Genomic DNA, 21498 nt, shown 5'->3' on the forward strand with positions numbered 1-21498 from the left:
CTCGCACCCACCCCAACCCCTCCCTTGAAAGGGAGGGGCTATGACCGGCAGCGACCAGTTGCTGCCGCTGAATGACTAAAGCTCCTTGCCTAAAAGCGGCCATAACCTCAGGATCGTCGCATGGGGAGATATGCTGTAGTCGCGGTGGTATTGTTTGCCATCCAGGGGGCCTCGAGCCCAGCAAAGACGCCGTTGCCTAGGGCAGCGGATGTCCTGAGGGCCGAGCGCGCAGATTGGCAAGCGGCGATGTTGGGTATCGTTGGAAATGATGGGGCCACTGATCCGGATTTCTCGGGTAGTCCTCAGGCGATCTTCAATCTCAGATGCAGTGCCAAAGGGGCTGGACGCGCCTTTTGCAATTATGTGGTTACCGGTTTTCGCGGTTCGCATCGCCGGACTGGCAAACGACTTATGATCATGCGCGAATCCGGTCACTGGACGCGAGCCCTAGATGACGAGTAGCTATCGACCAGAAATTGCCGTTGGTGTTTGCAAATGCCATAGCTAAAATCGGTCACTCGGTCCCTATGGTTGAGGAAACCTATGCTCCGTAGATACTTTGGGATATTCAGCGTTCTTGGATTAGCGATGGCCGCGCCGGGGCTTGCTCAAAAATCCGATGCGGAAACTCTGGTCGAGAATATGCCGGTTATGCAACTCTGGTCCGATCCGAAGTTGGCTGCCACTTACAAGCCCTACTTTGACTGTTTTGCCGAAGCATTAGGAAATGGGGGCGGTTCGATGTTGGTGAATGATACAGATGTGTCGGAAGCAGCGAGCCGTGCTCAGGCCCGATGCGGCGAACAAAAAGGTAGCTCCACCGTCCTAGCAGATCGTCACCTAACTGCGCTCAAGCCAGGCCTGCCGCAGCAAGTACGCGCCGACATCTTGGCCAAGTATCGGCGACAAATGGGATTTTTTGCTGTGGCGGAGTGGTACAGGTCAAATGGTCGCTACTCGCAATTCCAAAGTTATCTAGAAAGAAGTGGGCGCTCAGCGAAGCGTGGACATGTACCGGTGATGTTTAGCACTGAATAGGGTTCGCCCAACTGTCAGCTTTCACGGCATGCGGGCCTGAAAGCTGACCATCCGCTTTCCACCCATCCAAGCCGTTAGTCATAAGGAACGACAGGCGTGGAAGTTTGCGCGAGTTCTAAGATTTCACAGGCGTTGCGCAGGCCCACCCCCGGCCCCTCCCGCTTGCGGGAGGGGAGGAGGAGGCTGTTTAGAGGACTTCGCTTGCCCGTTCGGGTGGGCGGGCGATTACTGCGCCCTTGTCGGTGATGACGATGGCGCGTTCGATCAGGATCGGGTGTTGCGCCATGGCGTCGAGGACGGCCTTGTCGTCCGTCACGTCGAGGCCGATTTCCTTCACCACGGCTTCGCCCTTGCGGAGCGCCTCGGAAGGACGGACGCCCGCCTTTGCCAGCACCGCTTCGATTTCGGCGCGGCTGGGCGGGGTTTTTAGATATTCCACTATCTCGACCTCAACGCCCGGCGTACCCTCCATGATCGCGAGCGCGGCGCGCGATTTGGAGCAGCGGGGGTTGTGCCAGATGGTGGCCCTCATACCACGATGACCTTCACGCCTGTTCGTCCTTGGCCAACCACTCTTCCAGCCACTTGATCGTGTAGTCGCCGTTCAGGAATTCGGGGTCCTTGAGCAGCTTCTGGTGGAGCGGAATCGTGGTCTTCATGCCCTCGATCACATATTCCTCCAGCGCGCGCTTCAACCGCATGATGCAGCCTTCGCGGGTGCGGCCGTAGACGATCAGCTTGCCTATCATGCTGTCGTAGTAAGGCGGTACGCGGTAGCCCTGATAGAGTCCGCTATCGACGCGGACGTGCATGCCGCCCGGAACGTGATAGCTGGTGACGGTTCCTGGCGATGGCGCGAAGGTCTTGGGGTCCTCCGCGTTGATGCGGCATTCGATGGCGTGGCCGTTGAATTCAATGTCCGCTTGCTCGACGGAGAGCGGCTTGCCTTCGGCGACGCGGATCTGTTCGCGGACGAGGTCTAGGCCGGTGATCATCTCCGTCACCGGATGTTCCACCTGCAGCCGGGTGTTCATCTCGATGAAGTAGAATTCGCCGTCTTCCCACAGGAATTCGATCGTGCCCGCGCCGCGATAGCCCATGTCGGCCATCGCCTTGCGCACGACTTCGCCCATCCGGTCGCGCTCTGCGGCGGAGAGGACGGGGGAGGGGGCTTCCTCCAGCACCTTCTGGTGGCGGCGCTGGAGCGAGCAGTCGCGCTCGCCCAAGTGGATGGCGTTGCCGTTGCCGTCGCCGAACACCTGGAATTCGATATGCCGGGGGTTGCCCAGATATTTTTCCATGTAGACGGTGTCGTCGCCGAAGGCGGCCTTGGCTTCGGAGCCGGCCTGCTTCATCGAGGTTTCGAGCAGGTCTTCGGACGGCACGACCTTCATGCCGCGACCGCCGCCGCCTGATGCTGCCTTGATGAGGACCGGATAACCGATCTTCGCGGCCACTTCCTTGGCTTCCTCGACGCTGGAGAGCGCGCCGTCGGAGCCGGGGACCAGCGGCAGGCCGAGCGCGCCAGCGGTGCGCTTCGCTTCGACCTTGTCGCCCATGATGCGGATATGTTCGGGCTTGGGGCCGACGAAGGCCAATCCATGCGCTTCCACGATTTCCGCGAACTGGGCGTTTTCCGACAGGAAGCCATAGCCCGGATGGATGGCATCCGCGCCGGAGATTTCAGCGGCCGAGATGATCGCTGCGACGTTCAGATAGCTGTCCTTGGCGGCGGGCGGCCCGATGCAGATCGCTTCGTCGGCAAGGCGCACATGCATGGCGTCAGCGTCGGCGGTGGAGTGGACCGCCACCGTCTTGATGCCCATTTCATGGCAGGCGCGGTGGATGCGGAGGGCGATTTCGCCCCGGTTCGCGATCAGCAGCTTTTCGATGGCCATGTGTCGCGCGGCCTTATTCGATGACGATCAGCGGCTGGTCATATTCGACCGGCTGGCCGTTATCGACCAGCACGGCCTTGACCGTACCGGCGTTGGGCGCGGTGATGGCGTTCATGACTTTCATCGCTTCGACGATCAGGACGGTGTCGCCCGCCTTCACGGTCGAGCCGACGGCGGCGAAGGGTGCGGCGCCGGGCTCTGCCGACAGATAGGCGGTGCCCACGATCGGCGAGCGAACGGCGTTAGCGGCAACAGCAGCTGCGGCTTCGGCAGGGGCTGCTGCGGGCGCGGCCACCGGCGCGGCAGCGGCCGGGGCTGCCACAGGAGCGGGCGCATAGGCGACGGCGGCGGCGTTTGCGGCCTTGCGCGCGACGCGGATTTTGCGATCGCCGTCCTCCACCTCGATTTCCGTCAGGTTGGTGTCGTCGAGCAGGGCGGCGAGATCCCGCACCAGCTGCACATCGACCTGCATTGCGCCCTTTTCAGCCTTATCGTTCATTTGAAGTCCCTGGACCGTAAAATCTCTTATGCGATGCCCGCGCCTATGCGCATTTGGGTCAAAGCGCAACTTTTGAGCGACGAGTTAAAGTTCCAGCGCGGCTTCCAGCGCCAGCATGTACGACATGGCGCCAAAGCCCGCGATCGTGCCCTTCGCCGCCATGCCCACATAGCTTTGGTGGCGGAATGGCTCGCGCTTGTGCGGGTTGGACAGGTGTACCTCTATGACGGGCACGCTGATCCCCTTGATCGCATCGTGCAGCGCGACGGAGGTGTGGGTGAGGCCGCCGGGATTGAGAATGACGGCATGCGCGCCTTCCTCATGCGCTTCCTGAAGCCAGTCGATCAGATGGCCTTCATGATTGGACTGGCGGAAATCGATTTCGACATGGGCGCGGGTGGCGGCATCCTCCATCCGTTCGGCAATGTCGTCCAGCGTGTCATAGCCGTAGATTTCCGGCTCCCGCGTGCCCAGCATGTTGAGGTTGGGGCCGTTCAACACAAAGATTTTCCGCGCGTCGGCCATGGCAATCCCCCTTAGCATGTTGCGGCAGGGGCGTCGTGGCCCCTATATGCGCCGTAATCCTTAGCCTTTCGTGTCCCGCCAAGTCGAGACACCTTCTTTCGTAAGAGACAGGACAGAGCATTGCACGTTGACGGAACAGTATCGATCTCCATCAATGGCGAGCATCGCCGCGTGCGCGCGGGCATGACGCTGGCGGAACTGGCGAGCGAACTCGGCTTCGTGCCGGAGAAGGTCGCGGTGGAGCGCAACCTGGAGGTCGTGCCGCGATCGACCCTCGCGCAGGTGTGCGTCGAGGATGGCGATGATCTGGAGATCGTGCATTTTGTTGGCGGCGGCGATGTGTCGGCGGTGGATGATGACAGCTGGACGGTCGCGGGCAAGACTTTCCGGTCTCGGCTGATCGTGGGCACGGGCAAGTACAAGAATTTTGAGCAGAATGCGGCGGCACTTGCGGCTTCGGGGGCGGAGATCGTCACCGTGGCGGTGCGGCGCGTCAATGTGTCGGACCCCAAGGCGCCGATGCTGACCGACTTCATCGATCCTAAGAAGATTACGTATCTGCCCAATACGGCAGGCTGCTTCACTGGCGAGGAGGCAATTCGCACGCTGCGGCTGGCGCGGGAAGCGGGCGGCTGGGACCTCGTCAAGCTGGAGGTGCTGGGCGAGGCGCGGACGCTGTACCCCGACATGGTGGAGACTTTGCGCGCAACCGAGGTTCTGGCGAAGGAAGGCTTCAAGCCGATGGTCTATTGCGTTGACGATCCGATCGCGGCCAAGCGGCTGGAGGATGCGGGCGCGGTGGCGATCATGCCGCTGGGCGCGCCGATCGGGTCTGGGCTGGGTATTCAGAACCGGGTGACGATCCGTCTGATCGTCGAGGGCACGAAGCTGCCGGTGCTAGTGGATGCAGGTGTGGGTACGGCGTCGGAAGCGGCAGAGGCGATGGAGTTGGGCTGCACCGGCGTTCTGATGAACACGGCGATTGCGGAGGCGAAGGACCCGGTGCTGATGGCGGCGGCTATGAAGGCTGGGGTGGAAGCCGGGCGCATGGCCTATCGCGCCGGGCGGATGGGGAAGCGTATGTATGCCGATCCGTCCAGCCCGCTTGCCGGCTTGATTTAAGCGCTTTGTGCTCCTGCGCAGGCAGGAGTGACCAGGTGAGGGGGAGACTGGGTTCCTGCCTTCGCAGGAACACCGGAGCGCTACTTTCGCCATTGCAGCAAATTGACCGGCTGCCCGCTTCCTCCTATGGGCGAAACGCATTCAGGAGGAGGAAAAGCGATGGTCAAGAAGCTATACCCCGATGCTGCGTCTGCGTTGGAGGGCCTTCTCTTCGATGGCATGCATCTTTGTGCAGGCGGCTTTGGACTTTGCGGAATTCCCGAGCGTCTGATCGACGCGATCCGTGATTCGGGGGTCAAGGACCTCACCATCGCCTCCAACAACGCCGGGATTGACGGCGAGGGGCTCGGCAAGCTGCTGCGCACCCGGCAGGTCAAGAAGATGATCTCCTCCTATGTCGGCGAGAACAAGGAGTTCGAGCGGCAATATCTGGCTGGTGAGTTGGAGGTGGAGTTTTGTCCGCAAGGGACGCTGGCTGAGCGCTGCCGCGCGGGCGGCGCGGGCATTCCGGGCTTCTACACCAAGACGGGCGTCGGCACGGCGGTTGCCGAGGGTAAGGAAGTGAAGAGCTTCGACGGGCAGGACTATATCCTGGAACGTGGCATCTTCGCTGACGTGGCGATCATCAAGGGATGGAAGGCTGACGAAAGCGGCAACCTGATCTTCCGCAAGACTGCGCGCAACTTCAACCAGCCAATGGCGACCGCCGCCAAGATATGTGTCGCCGAAGTCGAGGAAGTGGTGCCGGTCGGCAGCCTCGATCCTGACGCGATCCATCTGCCCGGCATCTATGTGAAGCGCATGATCGTCGGCGCGCCTTACGAGAAGAAGATCGAATTCCGCACCGTTCGCCAGAGGGAGACCGCATAATGGCCTGGAGCCGTGACGAGATGGCCGCGCGGGCGGCCAAGGAGCTGAAGGACGGATTTTACGTCAATCTTGGCATCGGCATTCCGACGCTGGTGGCGAACCATATTCCGGCGGGCGTGGAAGTGACGCTCCAGTCGGAAAATGGCATGCTGGGTATCGGTCCCTTTCCCTATGAGGGTGACGAAGACGCCGACCTCATCAATGCGGGCAAGCAGACGATCAGCGAATTGCCGAACAGCGCCTATTTTTCCAGCGCCGACAGCTTCGCCATGATCCGGGGCGGGCATATCGACCTGACCGTGCTGGGCGCGATGGAAGTCGCGGAAAATGGCGACATCGCCAACTGGATGATCCCCGGCAAGATGATCAAGGGCATGGGCGGCGCGATGGATTTGGTCGCGGGCGTCAAGAAGATCATTGTCGTCATGGAACATACGTCCAAGGACGGCAGCCCGAAGTTCATCCCGGCCTGTACCCTGCCGCTGACCGGCAAGAATGTGGTCGACATGATTGTCACCGACCTGTGCGTATTCCAGCGCCCCGACCATGACAGTGCGTTCAAGCTCGTTGAACTCGCGCCGGGCGTGACGGCGGAGGAAGTCGCCGCTAAGACCACGGCTCATTATCTGAGCTGAGGATACTGGCATGAGCCTTGAGGGCACCTATGACGAAGGCAATGTCTTTGCACTGATCCTTCAGGGCAAGATCCCTTCGACCAAGCTGTATGAAGATGCGCATACATATGCCTTCCTCGACATCCAGCCGCAGTCGAAGGGGCACAGCCTGGTCATTTCCAAATGGTCGAAGGCGCGCAACATCCTGGAGATCGAGGAGGATGCGCTGGCGCAGGTGATGGCCACGGTGAGGAAAGTCGCCAAGGCGACGGCCAAGGCGCTCGATCCCGATGGCATCCATGTCGCCCAGTTCAACGGTGCGCCTGCCGGACAAACCGTTTTTCACCTGCATTTCCATATCGTGCCGCGCTGGCAGGGCGGGCCGATGGGCTTTTCCGCCCATGCCCAAGGCAATTTCGCTGATCCCGCTGCTCTTGAAGCGCTGGCGGAAGAGATACGTGGCGCATTCTGAGCCGCGCGCGAATTTCATGACCAAGCCGATGGAGACGCGCTGACATGGCGCTGAAACCGTTCAAGGCGCCGGGCGCCCGGCTGGCGTTGCGATCGAAACCAGCAAGAAGCTATGTCGCGGCTGCGGATGGCAAGGCGGAGATCATCCTCGACATCTCGCGGCTATTGTCGCGCAGCTTCCATGCGGCGCCGACCGGCATCGACCGGGTCGAATATGTCTATGCGCGCGAATTGCTGGAGCGGATACCGGATCGGCTGGCCTTTGCCGCCGTGCATCCGGCGGGCGGCTATTATGGGCGGCTGAACAGTGCGGCGGTCCGGCAGTTTCTGGCGTTCACGGCGGCGCGTTGGCGCAACAGCAGCGCCAAGGATGAAGCGGCGAGCCGCGCCGCGGTGATCCGGCACCTGATCGCGCTGCGGCCCCGCCCCGTGCCTCGCGCCCGTAGCCCGCGCGTCTATCTGCAAGTGTCGCCCCATCATCTGGACGACCCGGCTCAGGTGGGCGCGATCCTGCGGGCGGAAGGCGCGCGTTTCGTGACGCTGGTGCATGATGTGATCCCGCTCACCCATCCGGAGTTCGCGCGGCCGCAGGGGGCGGAGGAACATCGGCGGCGGATACGCACGATCGATCGCTATGCCGATGGCATCATCGGCAACAGCCAGGCGACAATCGATGCGCTGGGGCCGTTTATGACGCGGAGCCTGGAAGGGCGCAGCCTCTGCGTCGCCCATTTCGGCTCTGACCCGCCCGACATATTCGGGGGCGAAGGCCATAATGTGCCGTCGCGGCCTTATTTCGTTTACATCTCGACCATCGAGCCGCGAAAGAACCACCTGCTGCTGCTCAATCTGTGGCGGCGTCTGGTGGAGCGGCTGGGCGATCAGGCTCCGGTGCTGGTGCTGATCGGCCGTCGTGGCTGGGAAAATGAGAATGTCGTCGACATGCTGGAGCGGGCGGAAATCCTGCGCGGCCATGTCATCGAAGCGGGCAGCGTGCCGGACACGGAAATGCACGCGCTTGTCGCGGGGGCGCGGGCGATGCTGATGCCTTCGTTTGAGGAGGGGTTCGGCATTCCGGTGATTGAGGCGCTGTCGGTGGGCGTGCCGGTGATTTGCAGCGATATCGTCGCACATCGGGAGGTCGGGGGAGAGGCGCCGGATTATCTCGACCCGCTGGACGGGCTGGGCTGGATGCGTTTGATCGAAGCCTATGCTCTGCCGGATTCGCCCGAACGCGCGGCGCAGATGGCGCGTATCAAGGCGTGGCGCGCGCCACAATGGCGGGACTATTTCGACATCGTCATGCAATTGCTGGACGATGTGACGGCTAGCGCGCCCGCTTGACGTCCCTGCCGGGGGTGCGCATGAAAGTTTTGTGGACAATTGCTTTTCTGCCGGGTGCGGACGGGATTTGACGAAGTGACGCCGCTGCCCTTTCTGCGATCGCCGCCCTTTCCCGGAATTGCCCCGCGCGTGGCGGCGGTGAGTGTTCTGCGGGAGCAGGCGGGTGAGCTGGACGAGGTTCCGGACAGCGTTATCGACCAGATCGCGGCGGCGCGGGTTGGCGGGGCCTTTTGGGGTCGCCAGCGCGAGGGCGTGAGGCTCGTCGCGCGAGCGGGGTGTCGTTTTCCCCGCGAGGGCTTGAGGCTGGATGAGATTGTGATTCTTCCGCTGCGGCAGTCAGCCAAGGCGTATGATCCCTGGGCGCTGGTGGCGCAGGCGCGCTCCGTCCACGCGGCGGCCGACGATGAGCTGGCGATCATTGCGGGGATGCTGGGCGTTGCTGTGCATGGACCTGATGGGGAAGTGATCGCGCCTGAACGGCTTCGGCTGGCGGCAAAGCGAGCGGTCGCGGCGGCCAGCTACCGGGATTGTTTCAGCGGCCAGGTGGTGGGCGTCGAGCAAGCCGTCGCGCAACTGGCGGAGTGGGGCCGCCATCTGCAAGGCAACCGGCATATCGCCGCCGCCAGCGGCATGGCCTTCTGGAAGCGCGAAGCGATGCGGCGGTTCCTATGGGATGGGGTGCGTTCGCCGCCCTTCCTTTCCCCACGCGCCGGGGTGCGGCGGGCAAGGCGCGAGGGCGGAGCGCTGGCGGTCTGGCCATCGCGGGTGCCATCGTCCTTGCAGGCGGACGCGCCGGACATTGCGGTTGCGCGGGTGGAGGACGGCTTCTTGCGGTCGAAGGGGCTGGGGGCCGCGCTGACGCCGCCGGGGTCGGTCGTCATCGACCGGTCTGGCATTTATTATGATGCGGGCAGGCCCAGCGATCTTGAGACGTTGCTTGCAACACATGCTTTTTCACCGGCGCTAGTGGAGCGCGCCGGTCGACTTCGCGCGACGATCCGGGCGACGGGCGTCACCAAATATGGGCAGGATGGTGGCCAGATGCCCAGCCTTCCTAGCGCCAAGCGCACGGTATTGGTCGTCGGGCAGGTGGAGGATGACCTGTCGGTCCAGCTCGGCGGCGCTGGTGTCGAGGGCAATCTGGGCCTGCTGAAGCGGGCGCGTCGGGCTGAGCCGGATGCCCATATCATCTACCGGCCCCATCCCGATGTGCAAGCCGGGCTGCGGCGCGGGCATTTGAGCGACGCCGTCGTGCATGAACATGCCGACGCGCTCGATTGTGGCGCACCGCTGATGACATTGGTGCAGGCGGTGGACGAAGTGCATGTGCTGTCATCGCTCACCGGGTTCGAGGCACTGCTGCGAGACCGGCCTGTCACGGTGCATGGCATGCCATTCTACGCCGGATGGGGCCTGACGCGAGACCTGGCCGAGCCCAATCCGCGTCGAGGGCGCAAGCTGACGATCGACCAGCTTGTGGCGGCCGCCCTCATTCTCTATCCACGTTACCTCGACCCGGTAACAGGTCTGCCCTGCGGCCCCGAAATCATGGTGGAGCGTTTGGGTGGCGGACCGACGTCATCAATTTCATGGCTGATCCGAATGCGGACGCTACAGGGGAAAATTAGAAGATTTATGACTTTGTCTGCCGAGCATCTCCATGGCTGACGGCCAAGCCAAGACCTTCCTTTTTCTTCAGGGACCGCATGGACCCTTTTTCGCGATGCTGGCGGACGCCTTGCGGGCGCGGGGGCATGGCGCGCTGCGGATCAACATCAACGGCGGCGACAAGGTCGATTGGCCGAGCGAAGCGACCGATTATCGCGGGTCCTTCCGCAACTGGCCGCTCTTCTTTGACGATTATATCGTCCAGCATGGCGTCACCGACCTGATCCTGTATGGCGATTGCCGCCCCTATCATGCGTCCGCGCACAAGATGGCGCGGCTGCGCGGCTTGCGCGTCCATGTGCTGGAGGAAGGCTATATCCGGCCGGATTTCATGACGTTGCAAGAGGACGGGGTGAACGGCAATTCAACGCTGCCGCTCGACCCGCAATGGTATCTGGATCAGGCGCTGGGCCTGCCGCCGGAGGGCGGGCGGGAGCCGCAAATTCCTTCGACCTTCCGCAGGCGCGCGGTGAATACGACGCGCAATGGGCTGGCGTCGGCAATGATGTGGCCGATCTTTCCATTTTACCGCACGCATCGGCCGCAAAGCTTCCTGCTGGAGGCGGCGGGATGGTTCAAGAAGCTGATGCTGCGAAAGCGTGACGTGCGTTTGTCGCGGGCGCAATGGGAGACGATATGGGACAAGCCCTATTTCGCTCTGCCGTTGCAGCTGGATTCGGACTATCAGATTCGCGTCCATTCGCCCTTCGGCAATATGCGCGCGGCTTTGAGGTTCGTGATCAAAAGCTTCGCGCGATATGCACCCGAGGGCACTAACCTGTTGGTGAAGCGGCATCCGCTGGATTCGGGATTGGTTGCCTGGGAACGGCTGACGCGGCGGCTTGCGGTCCGATATGGGGTGGCGGATCGCGTCTATTATCTTGCGGACCTCGACATCGCGCAGGTGGTGGGCCGGTCGCTGGGCGTGGTGACGGTCAACAGCACGGTCGGCACGCTGGCGCTGAACAAGGGCAAGCCGGTGCTGGTGCTGGGACATGCTGTCTACAAGGTGCCCGGCGTTGTTTATAGGGGGACGCTGGACGAATTCTGGCTCGATCCGGGCGCGCCGGACCAGACTCTCTATGCGGCGTTCCGCCGGGTGCTGATCGATCGATGCCTGATCCGGGGCGGCCTGTTAAGCGATCAGGGCCTCGATATGCTGGTGAACAATGCCGTGGAGCGGCTTTGCGACGAGAGGCAGCAGGGGGAGCGCCGTTCGGATGGACCAGTGCGGCGGATCAATCTTGCGCGGGTCAGCTGAGGACCGGATTCGCGCGCCGCGTAGGGCGTTGTTCAGATAGCGGGTGAAGGCTGCATTGCGGACGGGAGGCCGCGCGCGGAGCCATGCTAGCGCGACGATGGGACGCCATCGGGAAAGCTGATCGGACGTGACGCCGCTTTGCCTTTGATAGGCGAGGCCAAACTGACGGGCGGCCCAGTCGCGCCAGATGTTGGTGATGGGGTCGGCAGGGCCTTCGCCGAACCGCATCAGCATCTCGCTCCTGACGGCATCGGCGGCGGGCACGCCGATCGCGGCCTTCGCCCAGTCGAGGACGACCAGCCCGTTATCATTGACCAGAATATTGTCGATGTGGAAGTCGCCGTGGAGGAGCTGATTGCCCTCCGGGAGGCGAGCGAGGTAATCGGTGGCGGCGCGCTTGAGCCGATCGGGCGCCGGACCATATTCGATATCGGTTTTAAGCACGGACTTCACCGTGCGCAGTCCGGATGCCGAGCGACCGTGCATCTTATGGAAGAGGCGAGCCATGTCCCGGAGGAGGGAGGCCGCCGAGAAGGGCTTCTTGCGAATGGCTCTGGCGACGGATGGGCCGTCTATCTTTGGATAGATGAGGGCGCGTTTGTCATCGACCTCGACGCGCGCGCGGGGTGCGGCGGTGGGGAGGCCGAGGGAATCGGCCAGTGTGGCAGCCGCCCTTTCGCGCTCGATCATTTCTTCGGACACGGCGGGATGGAAGATCTTGATGACTTTTCCGTCGCCAATATGAAAAACCTCCGAGCTCTGGCCACGGTCGAGCAGCAGCCAATCGCTTCCCATTTCCAACGACATGTGCTGCATCATTTCCTCACTTCCGTGCATTTGCCGATCGCTCAATTGATGATAGCTGCGCCGACATGGAGTCCAGGAGCTTGCCCAAATGAAAGAGTTGATCGCCTTTGATCTCGACGGAACGCTGGCGGAAAGCAAGCAACCTTTGGGCGAGGAGATGGGGGAGGCGCTGGCTGACCTGATGACGGTCGCGCATGTTGCAGTGATTTCCGGGGGTGACTGGCCGCAATTCGACAAGCAGGTAGCGAGCCGCCTCCCCGGCCGCGCGGACCTGTCGCGCCTGTGGCTGATGCCGACGACTGGCACCAAGCTTTTCACGCATCAGGCAGGCGCATGGACGCCAGTCTATGCCGAACTGTTCGACGAAGCGCAGAAGCAGAACATCTTCGCCGCCTTCGATCAGGCGCTGGAAGCGACCGGTTTCGTGCCGGAAGAAACATGGGGCGAACGGATCGAGGATCGGGGCAGCCAGATCACCTTTTCCGCGCTGGGCCAGCAGGCTCCTATCCATGCGAAGGAGGGATGGGACCCCGACTTTGCCAAGCGCCGTATCATTCAGGCCGACCTGCGGGAGCGTCTGCCCGGCCTGTCGATCAACATGGGCGGCGCGACATCGATCGACATCACGCGCGAGGGTGTGGACAAGGCCTATGGCCTCAAGAAGTTGCGCGACGCGAGCGGCATCGCTCTGGATGCGATGATGTTTATTGGCGACGCGATCTTTCCGGGCGGCAATGACTATCCGGCCAAGGAACTGGGGCTGGACACGGTGCGCGTGCGTGACCCGGAAGAGACGCTGTCCGTGATCGCTGCCATTGTTTCCTGCCAGAAGTGACCGATTTACACTGATGGCGAGCGCCGTCGGTTGCGGCGTGCGGCCCATGATCTGAGAGGGGCGGGGGTGTGCTTCACAGGCAAACCCCTCCACCCGGCCTAGCCGTTGCGGGCGATGCCCTTCAGATGATGGAGCAGAAGATCGGCATTGGCTTCCCAGGTGAAGCGCAGTGCTGCATCGCGCACCGCTTCGCGCTCGGGCGGGTTGTAGAGAATCTCTCCGATCGCGGCCGCGATAGCTTCCGGGTCCCGGTCAACGATCCGGCCTGCTTCCGGTCGGTCGAGCAGTTCGCGCGCGCCACCAACATCGGTGATGACGATCGGCGTACCGCAGGCGAGCGATTCGACCCAGGCGTTCGCGAGCCCCTCGGACGAGGAGGGCAGCGCCATCACATCGGCCGCGGCATAAATGCGCGGCAGGCGGTCATGCGGGACGGAGCCGAGGAAACCGATGCGACGGTCAACGGCCAGTTCCTCCGCCTGCTTTTCCAGCGCCCGGCGATACTGACCTTGGCCAGCGAAGAGCAGGGTAATACCGGGCAGACGCGGAAGCGCCTGCACCAGCAGTTCCTGTCCCTTGCGCGGAATGAGCGCGCCGACGCACAGGACTACCGGCCCTTCAAAGCCCAATGCTTCCTTGGCGGCGGCGCGATCGGCCAATTCAAAGCGATCAAGATCGACGCCGGTATAGTGAACGCGGATCTTTTCCGCGTCCATGCCCAGCTTGACCATCGACCGGCGCATTGCGCTAGACACGGCGAGCAGGCCCGCCGCTTCCGCCCCGGCGCGTTTCACCAGACCGCGCGTGTCGCGCCGTTTGCCCCAATAATGGATGTCAGCGCCGCGTGCCTTGACGGAATAGGGGATGCCGAGGGCGCGTGACAGGCGCTGCGCCACCGGGCCGTCGGGGAAGAAGAAGCTGGCGTCGATGACGTCGAAGGGCTGCTGTTCATGCAGGTGGCGTACCAGCGGCAGGATCGCGCGCGTCATGCTGCCGACATTGTAGCGCGCGCCGATCTTCGGGATCGTCGAAAAAATCGGGCGGTAGACGGTGAGGTTCTGCCACCGTTCCTTGCGCGGCAGGGCGCGGAGCGGCGCATATTGATTGCCAAGGCCAATCGGCCAGATCGGAACCCCGAGCGGCGCGATCACCGTGACATTGACATCGGGGCGGCTGGCGAGTTCCCGCGCCTGCCGTTCGACGAACACCCCGAAATTCGGACGGCTCATGTCCGGGAACAGGGTCGAGAGCGTAAGGACATTCAGCGTCATGCTGTCCCCCTTAAGGCATCGCGGTTAATCGAGAGTTAGGGCTGAAGCGCGGCTTTGGCTACAATTGTCTCACCAATTGAACCGCCACGGCGCCCCAGGGTGGGTCGCTGATCACCTGCTGACGGCTGCCACTGCCGAGCGGCAATATTTGCAACTTGTCACCCTCTCGCCCGATCAGTCTGCCGAAGACGAAGCGTCCGGCATGGCGTGGCAGCAATATGTCGCGGTTCAGCGCGCTTGCAAATTCGTCCGGGCCGATGCGGCGGCACCAGATTTCATCCCCGCTGCGATAATCACCGATGCTGGCGGATACCTGAACGCCGATCATCGCGTCGGCGGGTACGGGTGGGGGGAAGGACAGGCTCCGCGTGGGCGCGCGGGCGCCTTCGGGACCCAGCAGCGCCGCGACCGGCACCACGCTTTGGCCCGGCAGCGCTACCAGCTCGGACGAACCAACGCCCAGAGCGTCGGCGATGCGGTTCAGCCAGTTGACCGATACGGTTCGCGTGCCGGTTTCCAGCCTGCCTATCGTCTGCGCCGTGGTTGCAGGGCGGCAGAGCGCCGCGACTTGCTCCAGCGTCAAACCCTTGGCTTTTCGAACTTCTCTAATCCGGGTGATCATGCCTATTCCCGATTTTTCACCTATTTGGTTTTTCGTCTTTCCTACAAATGGTTCGTCGTGGCAAGCCCCTTCGCATCATTCATGCATAAGGAGGAAGCCGATGCGAAGCCAATATGTGGAGCAGAAGATCGAGGACCCCGCAGGACATGTCCAGACGGTGGCGGTGAATATGGGCGAATCGCCGCTGGCATGGCTGCATGCACGTGGTCACCTGAGCGAGCGCTATTTCAGGGCGGGGGAGTTGTTGCGCGCTGACTGGGAGAAGGCGGGGCTTGGTCCGCGTGTCACCATGCGATGGGACGCGGCGCCTTCGATCGGTGGCCCAAGGCGTGGCTCGGAAGCACCCGATCCCAGCATGGCTCAACTGTCTGCGCGGGAGCGTTTCCATGCCGCCATCGCCGCCGCCGGGCCGGGGCTTAGCGACATATTATGGCGGGTTGCCTGCGCTGGCGAGGGACTGGTCGCGGCGGAGCGGGCGCTCGGATGGCCGAGCAGGGCGGGCAAGCTGGTCCTGACGCTGGCGCTGGAGAGGGTGGCGGCCTGGTATCGGGTGTCGTGACGTTTAACGGCTCAGCTCGGCACCGAGGAGCAGCAGCAGTTTGACGTCGATGGCAAAACCTTCGGCCCGCCAGACGGCGATCTGCGCCGCCAATTGATCCAGTGGAACGCGGTGGACGCGGATATCTTCCCCGTCCACGCCTCCACCATCGCCCGTCTTTTGCAGATCATGGGCGCGGAAAAGGCAGAAGCTTTCCGATACCATGCCGGGCGAACTGTAGAAGTCGCCAGCGGCCTCCATGTGACCTGCGCGGTATCCGGTTTCCTCTTCCAGTTCGCGGATGGCCGCGCGTTCGGATGCCTCGCCTTCCTCATCATCGCCGACGAGGCCGGCGGGCAGTTCGATGCAGCGGCGGCCGAGCGGCACCCGGAATTGGTCGACGAGCAGCACATGCCGCCGCCCGTCCGCATCCTCGTCTATGGCGAGGATGACGGCAGCATGGATGCCGCGCGCTCGCCCCACATATTCCCATCTGCCGCGACGCTTGGCGGTGATGAAACGGCCAGCCCACATGATTTCTTCCGGGGCGGCCATATCCTGTTCACTCATAATTCGATCAGCCTGTCGGGCAGTTCATTGATGTCATCATGCTCGCGCGGGAAATGCGTCGCGAGGACGGCGCCGACCTGACGCACGGCCTGTGCTAGCCCTTCACCTGGCTGGCCTGCCCGGATCGCATCGATCAGCGCCGCCATCGCATCGCCCCACGCTTCGGGCGCGACTTTTTCGTTGATCGCGCGGTCAGCGACGATCTCGGCTCGATGCTCGTCAAGCGAGAGATAGATGAGGACGCCCGTGCGCCCGCGCGTGCGTGCTTCGGCGGCGGTGCGGAAGAGAAGGATCGCGCGGCGGCGCACCCGACGGGCCTTGGTAGCGCGCGGCGTCATCAGCATCCGCAGCGGCATGATGGCGAGCAGATAGCGGACCACGAGAAACGTCAGGATGAGAAGGCCGGTCAGGCTTAGGATGAGCTTCCAGTCGGCAAGCTCATGTTCCCAATCCAGCAGCAGAGTGGACAGAAAGGCGCGCAGCTGCGCCGGGAACGCGGCCATGGAAGACAAAGCGAGGAATATGGCCACCACCGCCCAGCTGAGGCCGACGTCATGATAGCTGTCGGAACGGCGCGTGACGATCGTCACGATCTCGCCGGATGTTTGTGCCTCTGCTTCCTTGACGGCGGTGGTGACAAGGTCGTGATCGGTTTGACTAAGAAGAACCTGCATCACCAGCCCCCCGAGGCGCCACCGCCCCCGAAGCTCCCGCCGCCGGAAAAACCGCCACCGCCACCCCAGCTTGATCCCCCCCCGCCGCCAGAGCCCCATCCAGAGCCCATGCCCGGCCCCCAGATAATGACAGGCGCGCCGCCACCACGGCGATAGCGCTTGCCGCCGCGCGCTCGTGACAGCAGTGGCAGCAGGACGAAGAAGATAAAGAACATGATGATCCAGAAGCCGAGGATGCCGCCGCCTCCGCTATCCTGCTGGCGGGCTTCGGCCTCCGCCTGCACGGCACGTGCTCGCGCCTGGTCCGGGGGCAGGGCGAGCAGCGACGTGATCTGATCGACGCCCGCGTCGATCCCGCCCGCCATGTCGCCAGCCTTGAAGCGGGGCGTGATCGCGTTGCGGATAATCTGCGACGACAGCGCGTCCGTCAGTATGCCTTCGACGCCATAGCCGACCTCGATCCGCACCTTGCGTTCATTGGGTGCGATGATCAGCAAAACGCCCTGGTTATTCTTGTCGCCAATCCCCCAGGCGCGGCCGAGGCGGTAGCCATAGTCCGATATGTCATAGCCTTGCAGGTCTGGAATGGTGGCCACCACCAGCGACCGCCCGCTCGCCTGCTTCTGCGCGATCAGCTTCTGGCTGAGCGCCTGTTCCTGCGCGGGGTCGAGGATGTTCGCGGCATCCACCACGCCCTTGTCGTCGAACTTCGGAAAGCTCTGGGCTCCGGCGGACGGAGCCATGCCAAGCATCGCTGACAGGAGCGCGAAGATCAGGAGCAGGCGGCGGAGCATCGCTGGCGCTTACTTGCTGAAGTCGACCTTGGGCGCTTCTTCGGCTCCCGGCGTGGTTGCCTGGAAGGGGGTCATCGGCTTGGCGCCATAGATGATCTTGGCACCGATCGCGTCAGGGAAGGTGCGGATGCGCGTATTATAGGCGCGCACTGCTTCATTATAGTCCCGAATGGCGACGGCGATGCGGTTCTCGGTGCCTTCCAGCTGTGACTGGAGGTCGAGGAAATTCTGGTTGGTCTTGAGGTCGGGGTAAGCCTCCACCGATGCAAGAAGCCGCCCGAGGCCCTGGCTCAGTTGCGCCTGCGCTTGCTGGAATTGTTGGACCTTGGCGGGGTCGGAGAGATCCTCGGCGTTGACCTGTACCGATGTCGCCTTGGCGCGCGCCTCCGTGACCTTCACCAGCGTGTCCTGTTCCTGCTTGCCGGCCGCCTTCACGGTGGCGACCAGATTGCCGATCAGGTTGGAGCGGCGCTGATATTGCGCCTGAACGTCGGCCCATTTGGCTTTGGCCGCTTCCTCCGCAGTGGGGACGCTGTTGATGCCACAGGCGGACAGCGCAAAAGCTGTCAGCAAAGGCAGGAGGAAAGCAGGGGAAAATCGGCGCAGGATCGTCATGGAACATCCTCGGCATTGTTACGATGTCGGAAATAGGTGGTTGTCGAAGCGGGTGCAACGGCTCATCCTGTTAAACACGCAATCAGTGCAAGGGGTTCTCACATGGGACTGATTTCCGAATTCAAGACATTCATCAACCGGGGCAGCGTGATCGACCTGGCTGTGGGCGTCATCATTGGCGGCGCCTTCGCCACCATCACCAAGTCGTTGACCGATGACCTGATCATGCCGGTGGTGGGCTATCTGTTCGGTGGGGCGGACTTTTCCCGCTATTTCATCCGGCTCGGCGACATACCGGCCGGGTTCAAGGGCAATCCGGAAAGCTATGCCGACCTCAAGGGCGCAGGGGTCGCCATGTTGGGGTGGGGCGAATTCCTGACCGTGCTGGTCAATTTCCTCATCCTCGCCTTCATCATCTTCCTGCTGGTGAGGGCAGTGAACAGGCTGATGCCCAAGCCCGATGAGGCGCCTGCTGCAACCCCGGAGGAGGTGCTGCTGCTCCGTGAAATTCGCGATAACCTCAAAAAATAATTCGTTTCTGCGACGAAAGGAGCCTGCGGCGGGAACCATCTGCCGTGCGACCAGTTGATCGCGGTCAGAGTTCTGGGTGCTTTGCGCGGCCGGAATTCTTGCCGAATGACGTCAGCCCCAGGGGGGCGCAACAGGAGAACACGCCGTGAAAACCATCGTCTCAGTCCTCGGCCTTGCCAGCTTGATCGCGCTTGCTGCGTGCGATTCCAAGCAGGAAAACAAGGTCGAGAACGCATACGAGAATCAGGCGGACGCCATCGACAACCAGGCCAGCAACATGGAAGCGATGGCCGATAACCTGTCCGGCAATGCCGAGAGAGCCGCTGAGAACGCCGCCGACGCTTTGGAGAACAAGGCCGAGGCCACTCGCGAAGCGGGTGAACGCGCTGCCGATGCCGTCGAAGAGAAGACGGAGCGCTAAGCTTTCGCTTTCCCAAGCCGGAAAGGGCGTCGCGATGATGATCGCGGCGCCCTTTTTGCTGGCTGTTCAACGTCTTTAACGAGCCTTTAACCACGCCTTCCCCATGGTGCCGTCGCGCGCATCCGTGAAGGCCAAGGGAATGGACGAACTACTTCAGGAATTCATTGCCGAGACACAGGAAACGCTGGAAGCCCTGGCGGGCGAGGTCGTTGCCTGGGAGGCCGATCCCAGCGATCGCGACCGGCTGGACGCCATTTTCCGCTTCTTCCATACGGTAAAGGGCAGCTGCGGCTTCCTCAACCTGCCGCGTTTTGAACGGCTGAGCCATGCGGCCGAGGACGTGCTGTCGGAAATCCGCGCTGGAAACCGTACCGCCGATCCGGCGACGGTGAGCGCCGTGCTGGGCATTATGGACCGGATCGCCGAACTTGCCGAGGCGGTGGCGATCGGCGCTGCGCTGCCGGATGAAAATGACGACTATCTGATTGGCGCCCTCGCCGCACGCGAGGAAGGACCGGCGGCGGCGACGGACGTTGCGCCCGCGATCGAGGCTGTGCGTCAGGGCGGCGCGCAGGCGGTGCCCCGGACCATCCGCTTGCCGCTGTCGTTGATCGACCAGTTGATGAACGGCGTGTCGGACATGGTGCTGGCGCGCAACGAGCTGTCTCGCAAGCTGCGCGAACGGTCGAGCGACCCTGAGCTGGAAAGCAGCTTCGAACGGCTTTCTACCTGCGTTGCCGACATGCGGGACGCCATTTCCAAGACACGGATGCAGCGCGTGGAGCGGCTGTTTACCGCCATTCCGCGCATGGTGCGTGATCTGGGCCGCGAACTGGGCAAGAGGATCGACCTGGTCCTTGAGGGCGGCGACGTCGAAATGGACCGCGAGATGGTGGAGATGGTGGTCGATCCGCTGACCCACATCGTGCGCAACAGCATCGATCATGGCATCGAAATGCCCGAGCAGCGCAAGGCGCTGGGCAAGCCCGAAGCCGGGACGCTGAAGTTGCAGGCACGCCAGTCGGGCAATCAGATCGTGATCGAGGTCAGCGACGACGGGCAGGGTATCGACACCGGGCGGCTGGTGGAAAAGGCAGTTTCAGCAGGCAAGCTGACCCGCGATGCCGCCGCCAGAATGAGCGAGGCGGAAAAGCTGGAGCTGATCTTCCAGGCCGGGCTGTCGACTGCCAGCCACGTAACCGCGATATCGGGCCGGGGGGTCGGGATGGACGTGGTGCGCGCCAATGTGGAGCGGATCGGGGGCGTCATCGCGCTGCACAATGAGCTGGGGCGGGGATTGCGGATCGTGCTGCGCGTTCCGTTGACGCTGACGATCATTCCAGGCCTCATCATTCGGTCTGGGGGGCTGCACTTCGCCATTCCGCGCGCGGCGGTGGTCGAGATACTGCACGATAATAACGAGACGCTGCACGTCGCCGAAGTCGGTGGCGCGAAGATCGCGACGATCCGTTCGGTGCGTCATTCGATGATCGATCTGGAAGATGTTCTGGGAATGGAGAAGTCCGCCCAGCCGGGTCCGCGCGCGATCATGGTGGTGCGATCCGCGACCGGCGTTCCCTTCGCTCTGGGTGTCGCCGCTGTCGATAACCATGAGGAACTGGTTATTCGTCCTGCCTCTCCGCTGGTCATGGCGACCGGCGTCTATGCGGGCATGACGCTGCCCGACAATGGCAAGCCGATGCTGCTGCTCGACGCGGCGGGCCTCGCCAATGCCGCGCGCCTACCGAATGTTGCGGATGAACGGGCCAATGATCAGGCGGATGACAATGACGATGGCGCTGTCCGGGTCGAGATGGTGTCGGCCCTGCGTTTTGAGGAGCTGTCGGGCGAACGACGGCTGATCAAGCTGTCGCTGGTTGAGCGGGTGGAGGACGTTGACGCGTCGCTCTTTGGTCGTTCGGGCGCTCATGCCTTTGTGCGGCTGGATGGACGGCTGGTGCCGGTGGCCAACGGCGCGCATAAATTTACTGCCGATCATGTTTCGGCGCTGCGGCTTCGGGATGGCAATCAGGAAGCCTGCTATCCGGTCGCCGCTGTTCTCGACATCGTGGAAATGCCTGCCGTGCCCGACATGGTCGCCCTGCAAGGCGTGCTGAGCGGCGTCGCCATGGTCGATGGCGAACATCTTGAGGTCCTTAATCCCTTCGCGCTGTTTGCCTCTCTGCCAGATAGTGGCTTCGCGAGACGCGTTCGGGGACGGTGCGTCCTTGCTGACAGCGAGGATGGCTGGACGCGTGAGATATTGGCGCCCTTGCTGCGTCAGGCGGGCCATGAAGTCCTTCTGGGCCTGCCCCAGGAAGAGGCCGTCGATCCGGCGGACGTGGTTCTTTGTTCTGACCGTGACCTGACGCAGGCGGCCGAGATATTGGGATGCCGCATCGTTCAACTGCGCGCGTCACCAAAACCGGCGGGGCCAGAGGATGGCAGCGTCTACCGCTATGATCAGGACGCCCTGATGGCGGCCATCACCGGCACCCGGCGCTAAGGAG

Annotated in this window: 23 protein-coding genes and 1 pseudogene; 13 read left to right on the forward strand and 11 right to left on the reverse strand. The window is 62.9% G+C overall.

What is annotated here, in order from left to right; genetic code table 11:
* Window positions 1–588 precede the first annotated feature (588 nt).
* Entirely contained in the window at window positions 589–1038 is a 450-nt protein-coding gene (locus tag ACWNC0_RS09485; protein WP_449471198.1) for a hypothetical protein, read from the forward strand.
* Between the two features lie 187 nt (window positions 1039–1225).
* Here the strand turns inward: ACWNC0_RS09485 and arsC are convergent, their stop codons facing one another.
* The 4 genes from arsC to aroQ all read right to left on the reverse strand — a co-directional run bounded on the left by arsC (window position 1226) and on the right by aroQ (window position 3960).
* Window positions 1226–1570 carry an arsenate reductase (glutaredoxin) gene (gene arsC / locus ACWNC0_RS09490; RefSeq protein ID WP_449471199.1) on the reverse strand — a complete coding sequence of 115 codons (345 nt, stop codon included), beginning with the start codon at window positions 1568–1570 and terminating at the stop codon, window positions 1226–1228.
* A gap of 13 nt (window positions 1571–1583) precedes the next feature.
* Window positions 1584–2936, reverse strand: a complete 1353-nt coding sequence (accC, locus tag ACWNC0_RS09495) for an acetyl-CoA carboxylase biotin carboxylase subunit (protein ID WP_449471200.1) — start codon at window positions 2934–2936, stop codon at window positions 1584–1586.
* Window positions 2937–2949: 13 nt separating this feature from the next.
* Complete coding sequence (gene accB, locus ACWNC0_RS09500; protein ID WP_449471202.1) at window positions 2950–3435, reverse strand: acetyl-CoA carboxylase biotin carboxyl carrier protein; 486 nt, start codon at window positions 3433–3435, stop codon at window positions 2950–2952.
* Between the two features lie 84 nt (window positions 3436–3519).
* Window positions 3520–3960 (reverse strand): type II 3-dehydroquinate dehydratase, encoded by a 441-nt coding sequence (aroQ, locus tag ACWNC0_RS09505; RefSeq protein WP_449471203.1) that lies wholly within the window; start codon window positions 3958–3960, stop codon window positions 3520–3522.
* Between the two features lie 120 nt (window positions 3961–4080).
* Here aroQ and thiS point away from each other — a divergent pair, with 120 nt between their 5' ends.
* From thiS to ACWNC0_RS09540, 7 genes are all read left to right on the forward strand, one after another.
* The gene (gene thiS / locus ACWNC0_RS09510) at window positions 4081–5082 is read left to right on the forward strand and encodes a sulfur carrier protein ThiS (protein ID WP_449471205.1); all 1002 of its coding nucleotides are present in this window, start codon (window positions 4081–4083) and stop codon (window positions 5080–5082) included.
* Window positions 5083–5241: 159 nt separating this feature from the next.
* Entirely contained in the window at window positions 5242–5952 is a 711-nt protein-coding gene (locus ACWNC0_RS09515; RefSeq protein WP_449471206.1) for a CoA transferase subunit A, read from the forward strand.
* Complete coding sequence (locus tag ACWNC0_RS09520) at window positions 5952–6587, forward strand: CoA transferase subunit B (protein ID WP_449471207.1); 636 nt, start codon at window positions 5952–5954, stop codon at window positions 6585–6587. Before ACWNC0_RS09515 ends, ACWNC0_RS09520 begins: the two co-directional genes overlap by 1 nt.
* A 10-nt stretch (window positions 6588–6597) precedes the next feature.
* Window positions 6598–7038 carry an HIT family protein gene (locus ACWNC0_RS09525; protein ID WP_449471208.1) on the forward strand — a complete coding sequence of 147 codons (441 nt, stop codon included), beginning with the start codon at window positions 6598–6600 and terminating at the stop codon, window positions 7036–7038.
* Between the two features lie 44 nt (window positions 7039–7082).
* The gene (locus ACWNC0_RS09530) at window positions 7083–8381 is read left to right on the forward strand and encodes a glycosyltransferase family 4 protein (RefSeq protein WP_449471210.1); all 1299 of its coding nucleotides are present in this window, start codon (window positions 7083–7085) and stop codon (window positions 8379–8381) included.
* 75 nt (window positions 8382–8456) lie between these two features.
* Entirely contained in the window at window positions 8457–10049 is a 1593-nt protein-coding gene (locus tag ACWNC0_RS09535) for a capsular polysaccharide export protein, LipB/KpsS family (RefSeq protein ID WP_449471211.1), read from the forward strand.
* Window positions 10042–11310 (forward strand): capsule biosynthesis protein, encoded by a 1269-nt coding sequence (locus ACWNC0_RS09540; protein WP_449471212.1) that lies wholly within the window; start codon window positions 10042–10044, stop codon window positions 11308–11310. Before ACWNC0_RS09535 ends, ACWNC0_RS09540 begins: the two co-directional genes overlap by 8 nt.
* 195 nt (window positions 11311–11505) lie before the next feature.
* Here ACWNC0_RS09540 and ACWNC0_RS09545 read toward each other — a convergent pair.
* A pseudogene (locus ACWNC0_RS09545) lies at window positions 11506–12147 on the reverse strand (phosphotransferase family protein); the annotation flags it as partial.
* Between the two features lie 58 nt (window positions 12148–12205).
* Between ACWNC0_RS09545 and ACWNC0_RS09550 the strand changes: the two are divergent.
* Window positions 12206–12952, forward strand: coding sequence for an HAD-IIB family hydrolase (locus tag ACWNC0_RS09550; protein ID WP_449471214.1), 747 nt, complete (start codon window positions 12206–12208; stop codon window positions 12950–12952).
* Between the two features lie 98 nt (window positions 12953–13050).
* Here ACWNC0_RS09550 and ACWNC0_RS09555 read toward each other — a convergent pair whose 3' ends face one another.
* Both ACWNC0_RS09555 and ACWNC0_RS09560 read right to left on the reverse strand, forming a co-directional pair.
* On the reverse strand, window positions 13051–14223 hold the full coding sequence (locus tag ACWNC0_RS09555) for a glycosyltransferase (RefSeq protein WP_449471216.1): 1173 nt from the start codon (window positions 14221–14223) through the stop codon (window positions 13051–13053).
* A gap of 58 nt (window positions 14224–14281) precedes the next feature.
* On the reverse strand, window positions 14282–14845 hold the full coding sequence (locus ACWNC0_RS09560; protein ID WP_449471217.1) for a helix-turn-helix domain-containing protein: 564 nt from the start codon (window positions 14843–14845) through the stop codon (window positions 14282–14284).
* Window positions 14846–14945: 100 nt separating this feature from the next.
* On the opposite strand from ACWNC0_RS09560, the gene ACWNC0_RS09565 reads away from it, so the two are divergent.
* Complete coding sequence (locus ACWNC0_RS09565) at window positions 14946–15404, forward strand: DUF6456 domain-containing protein (RefSeq protein ID WP_449471218.1); 459 nt, start codon at window positions 14946–14948, stop codon at window positions 15402–15404.
* Window positions 15405–15407: 3 nt separating this feature from the next.
* Here ACWNC0_RS09565 and ACWNC0_RS09570 read toward each other — a convergent pair whose 3' ends face one another.
* The 4 genes from ACWNC0_RS09570 to ACWNC0_RS09585 are packed head-to-tail and all read right to left on the reverse strand — an operon-like array spanning window position 15408 to window position 18036.
* A complete protein-coding gene (locus ACWNC0_RS09570) occupies window positions 15408–15953 on the reverse strand; it encodes an NUDIX hydrolase (RefSeq protein ID WP_449471220.1) in 546 nt (181 codons plus the stop codon).
* A complete protein-coding gene (locus ACWNC0_RS09575) occupies window positions 15950–16627 on the reverse strand; it encodes a TPM domain-containing protein (RefSeq protein ID WP_449471222.1) in 678 nt (225 codons plus the stop codon). The genes ACWNC0_RS09570 and ACWNC0_RS09575 overlap by 4 nt, the downstream gene beginning before the upstream one ends.
* Window positions 16627–17421 carry a TPM domain-containing protein gene (locus ACWNC0_RS09580; protein ID WP_449471224.1) on the reverse strand — a complete coding sequence of 265 codons (795 nt, stop codon included), beginning with the start codon at window positions 17419–17421 and terminating at the stop codon, window positions 16627–16629. Before ACWNC0_RS09580 ends, ACWNC0_RS09575 begins: the two co-directional genes overlap by 1 nt.
* A 9-nt stretch (window positions 17422–17430) precedes the next feature.
* Window positions 17431–18036: a LemA family protein gene (locus ACWNC0_RS09585; RefSeq protein ID WP_449471225.1), complete on the reverse strand. Its 606-nt coding sequence runs from the start codon at window positions 18034–18036 to the stop codon at window positions 17431–17433.
* 102 nt (window positions 18037–18138) lie between these two features.
* Here ACWNC0_RS09585 and mscL point away from each other — a divergent pair, with 102 nt between their 5' ends.
* From mscL to ACWNC0_RS09600, 3 genes are all read left to right on the forward strand, one after another.
* Window positions 18139–18567 (forward strand): large conductance mechanosensitive channel protein MscL, encoded by a 429-nt coding sequence (gene mscL, locus ACWNC0_RS09590; RefSeq protein WP_196225374.1) that lies wholly within the window; start codon window positions 18139–18141, stop codon window positions 18565–18567.
* Window positions 18568–18712: 145 nt separating this feature from the next.
* Window positions 18713–18988: a hypothetical protein gene (locus ACWNC0_RS09595; RefSeq protein WP_449471228.1), complete on the forward strand. Its 276-nt coding sequence runs from the start codon at window positions 18713–18715 to the stop codon at window positions 18986–18988.
* A 139-nt stretch (window positions 18989–19127) separates the two neighbouring features.
* Entirely contained in the window at window positions 19128–21494 is a 2367-nt protein-coding gene (locus tag ACWNC0_RS09600) for a chemotaxis protein CheA (RefSeq protein ID WP_449471229.1), read from the forward strand.
* Window positions 21495–21498 lie beyond the last annotated feature (4 nt).

This window comes from Sphingobium chungangianum (assembly GCF_977014255.1).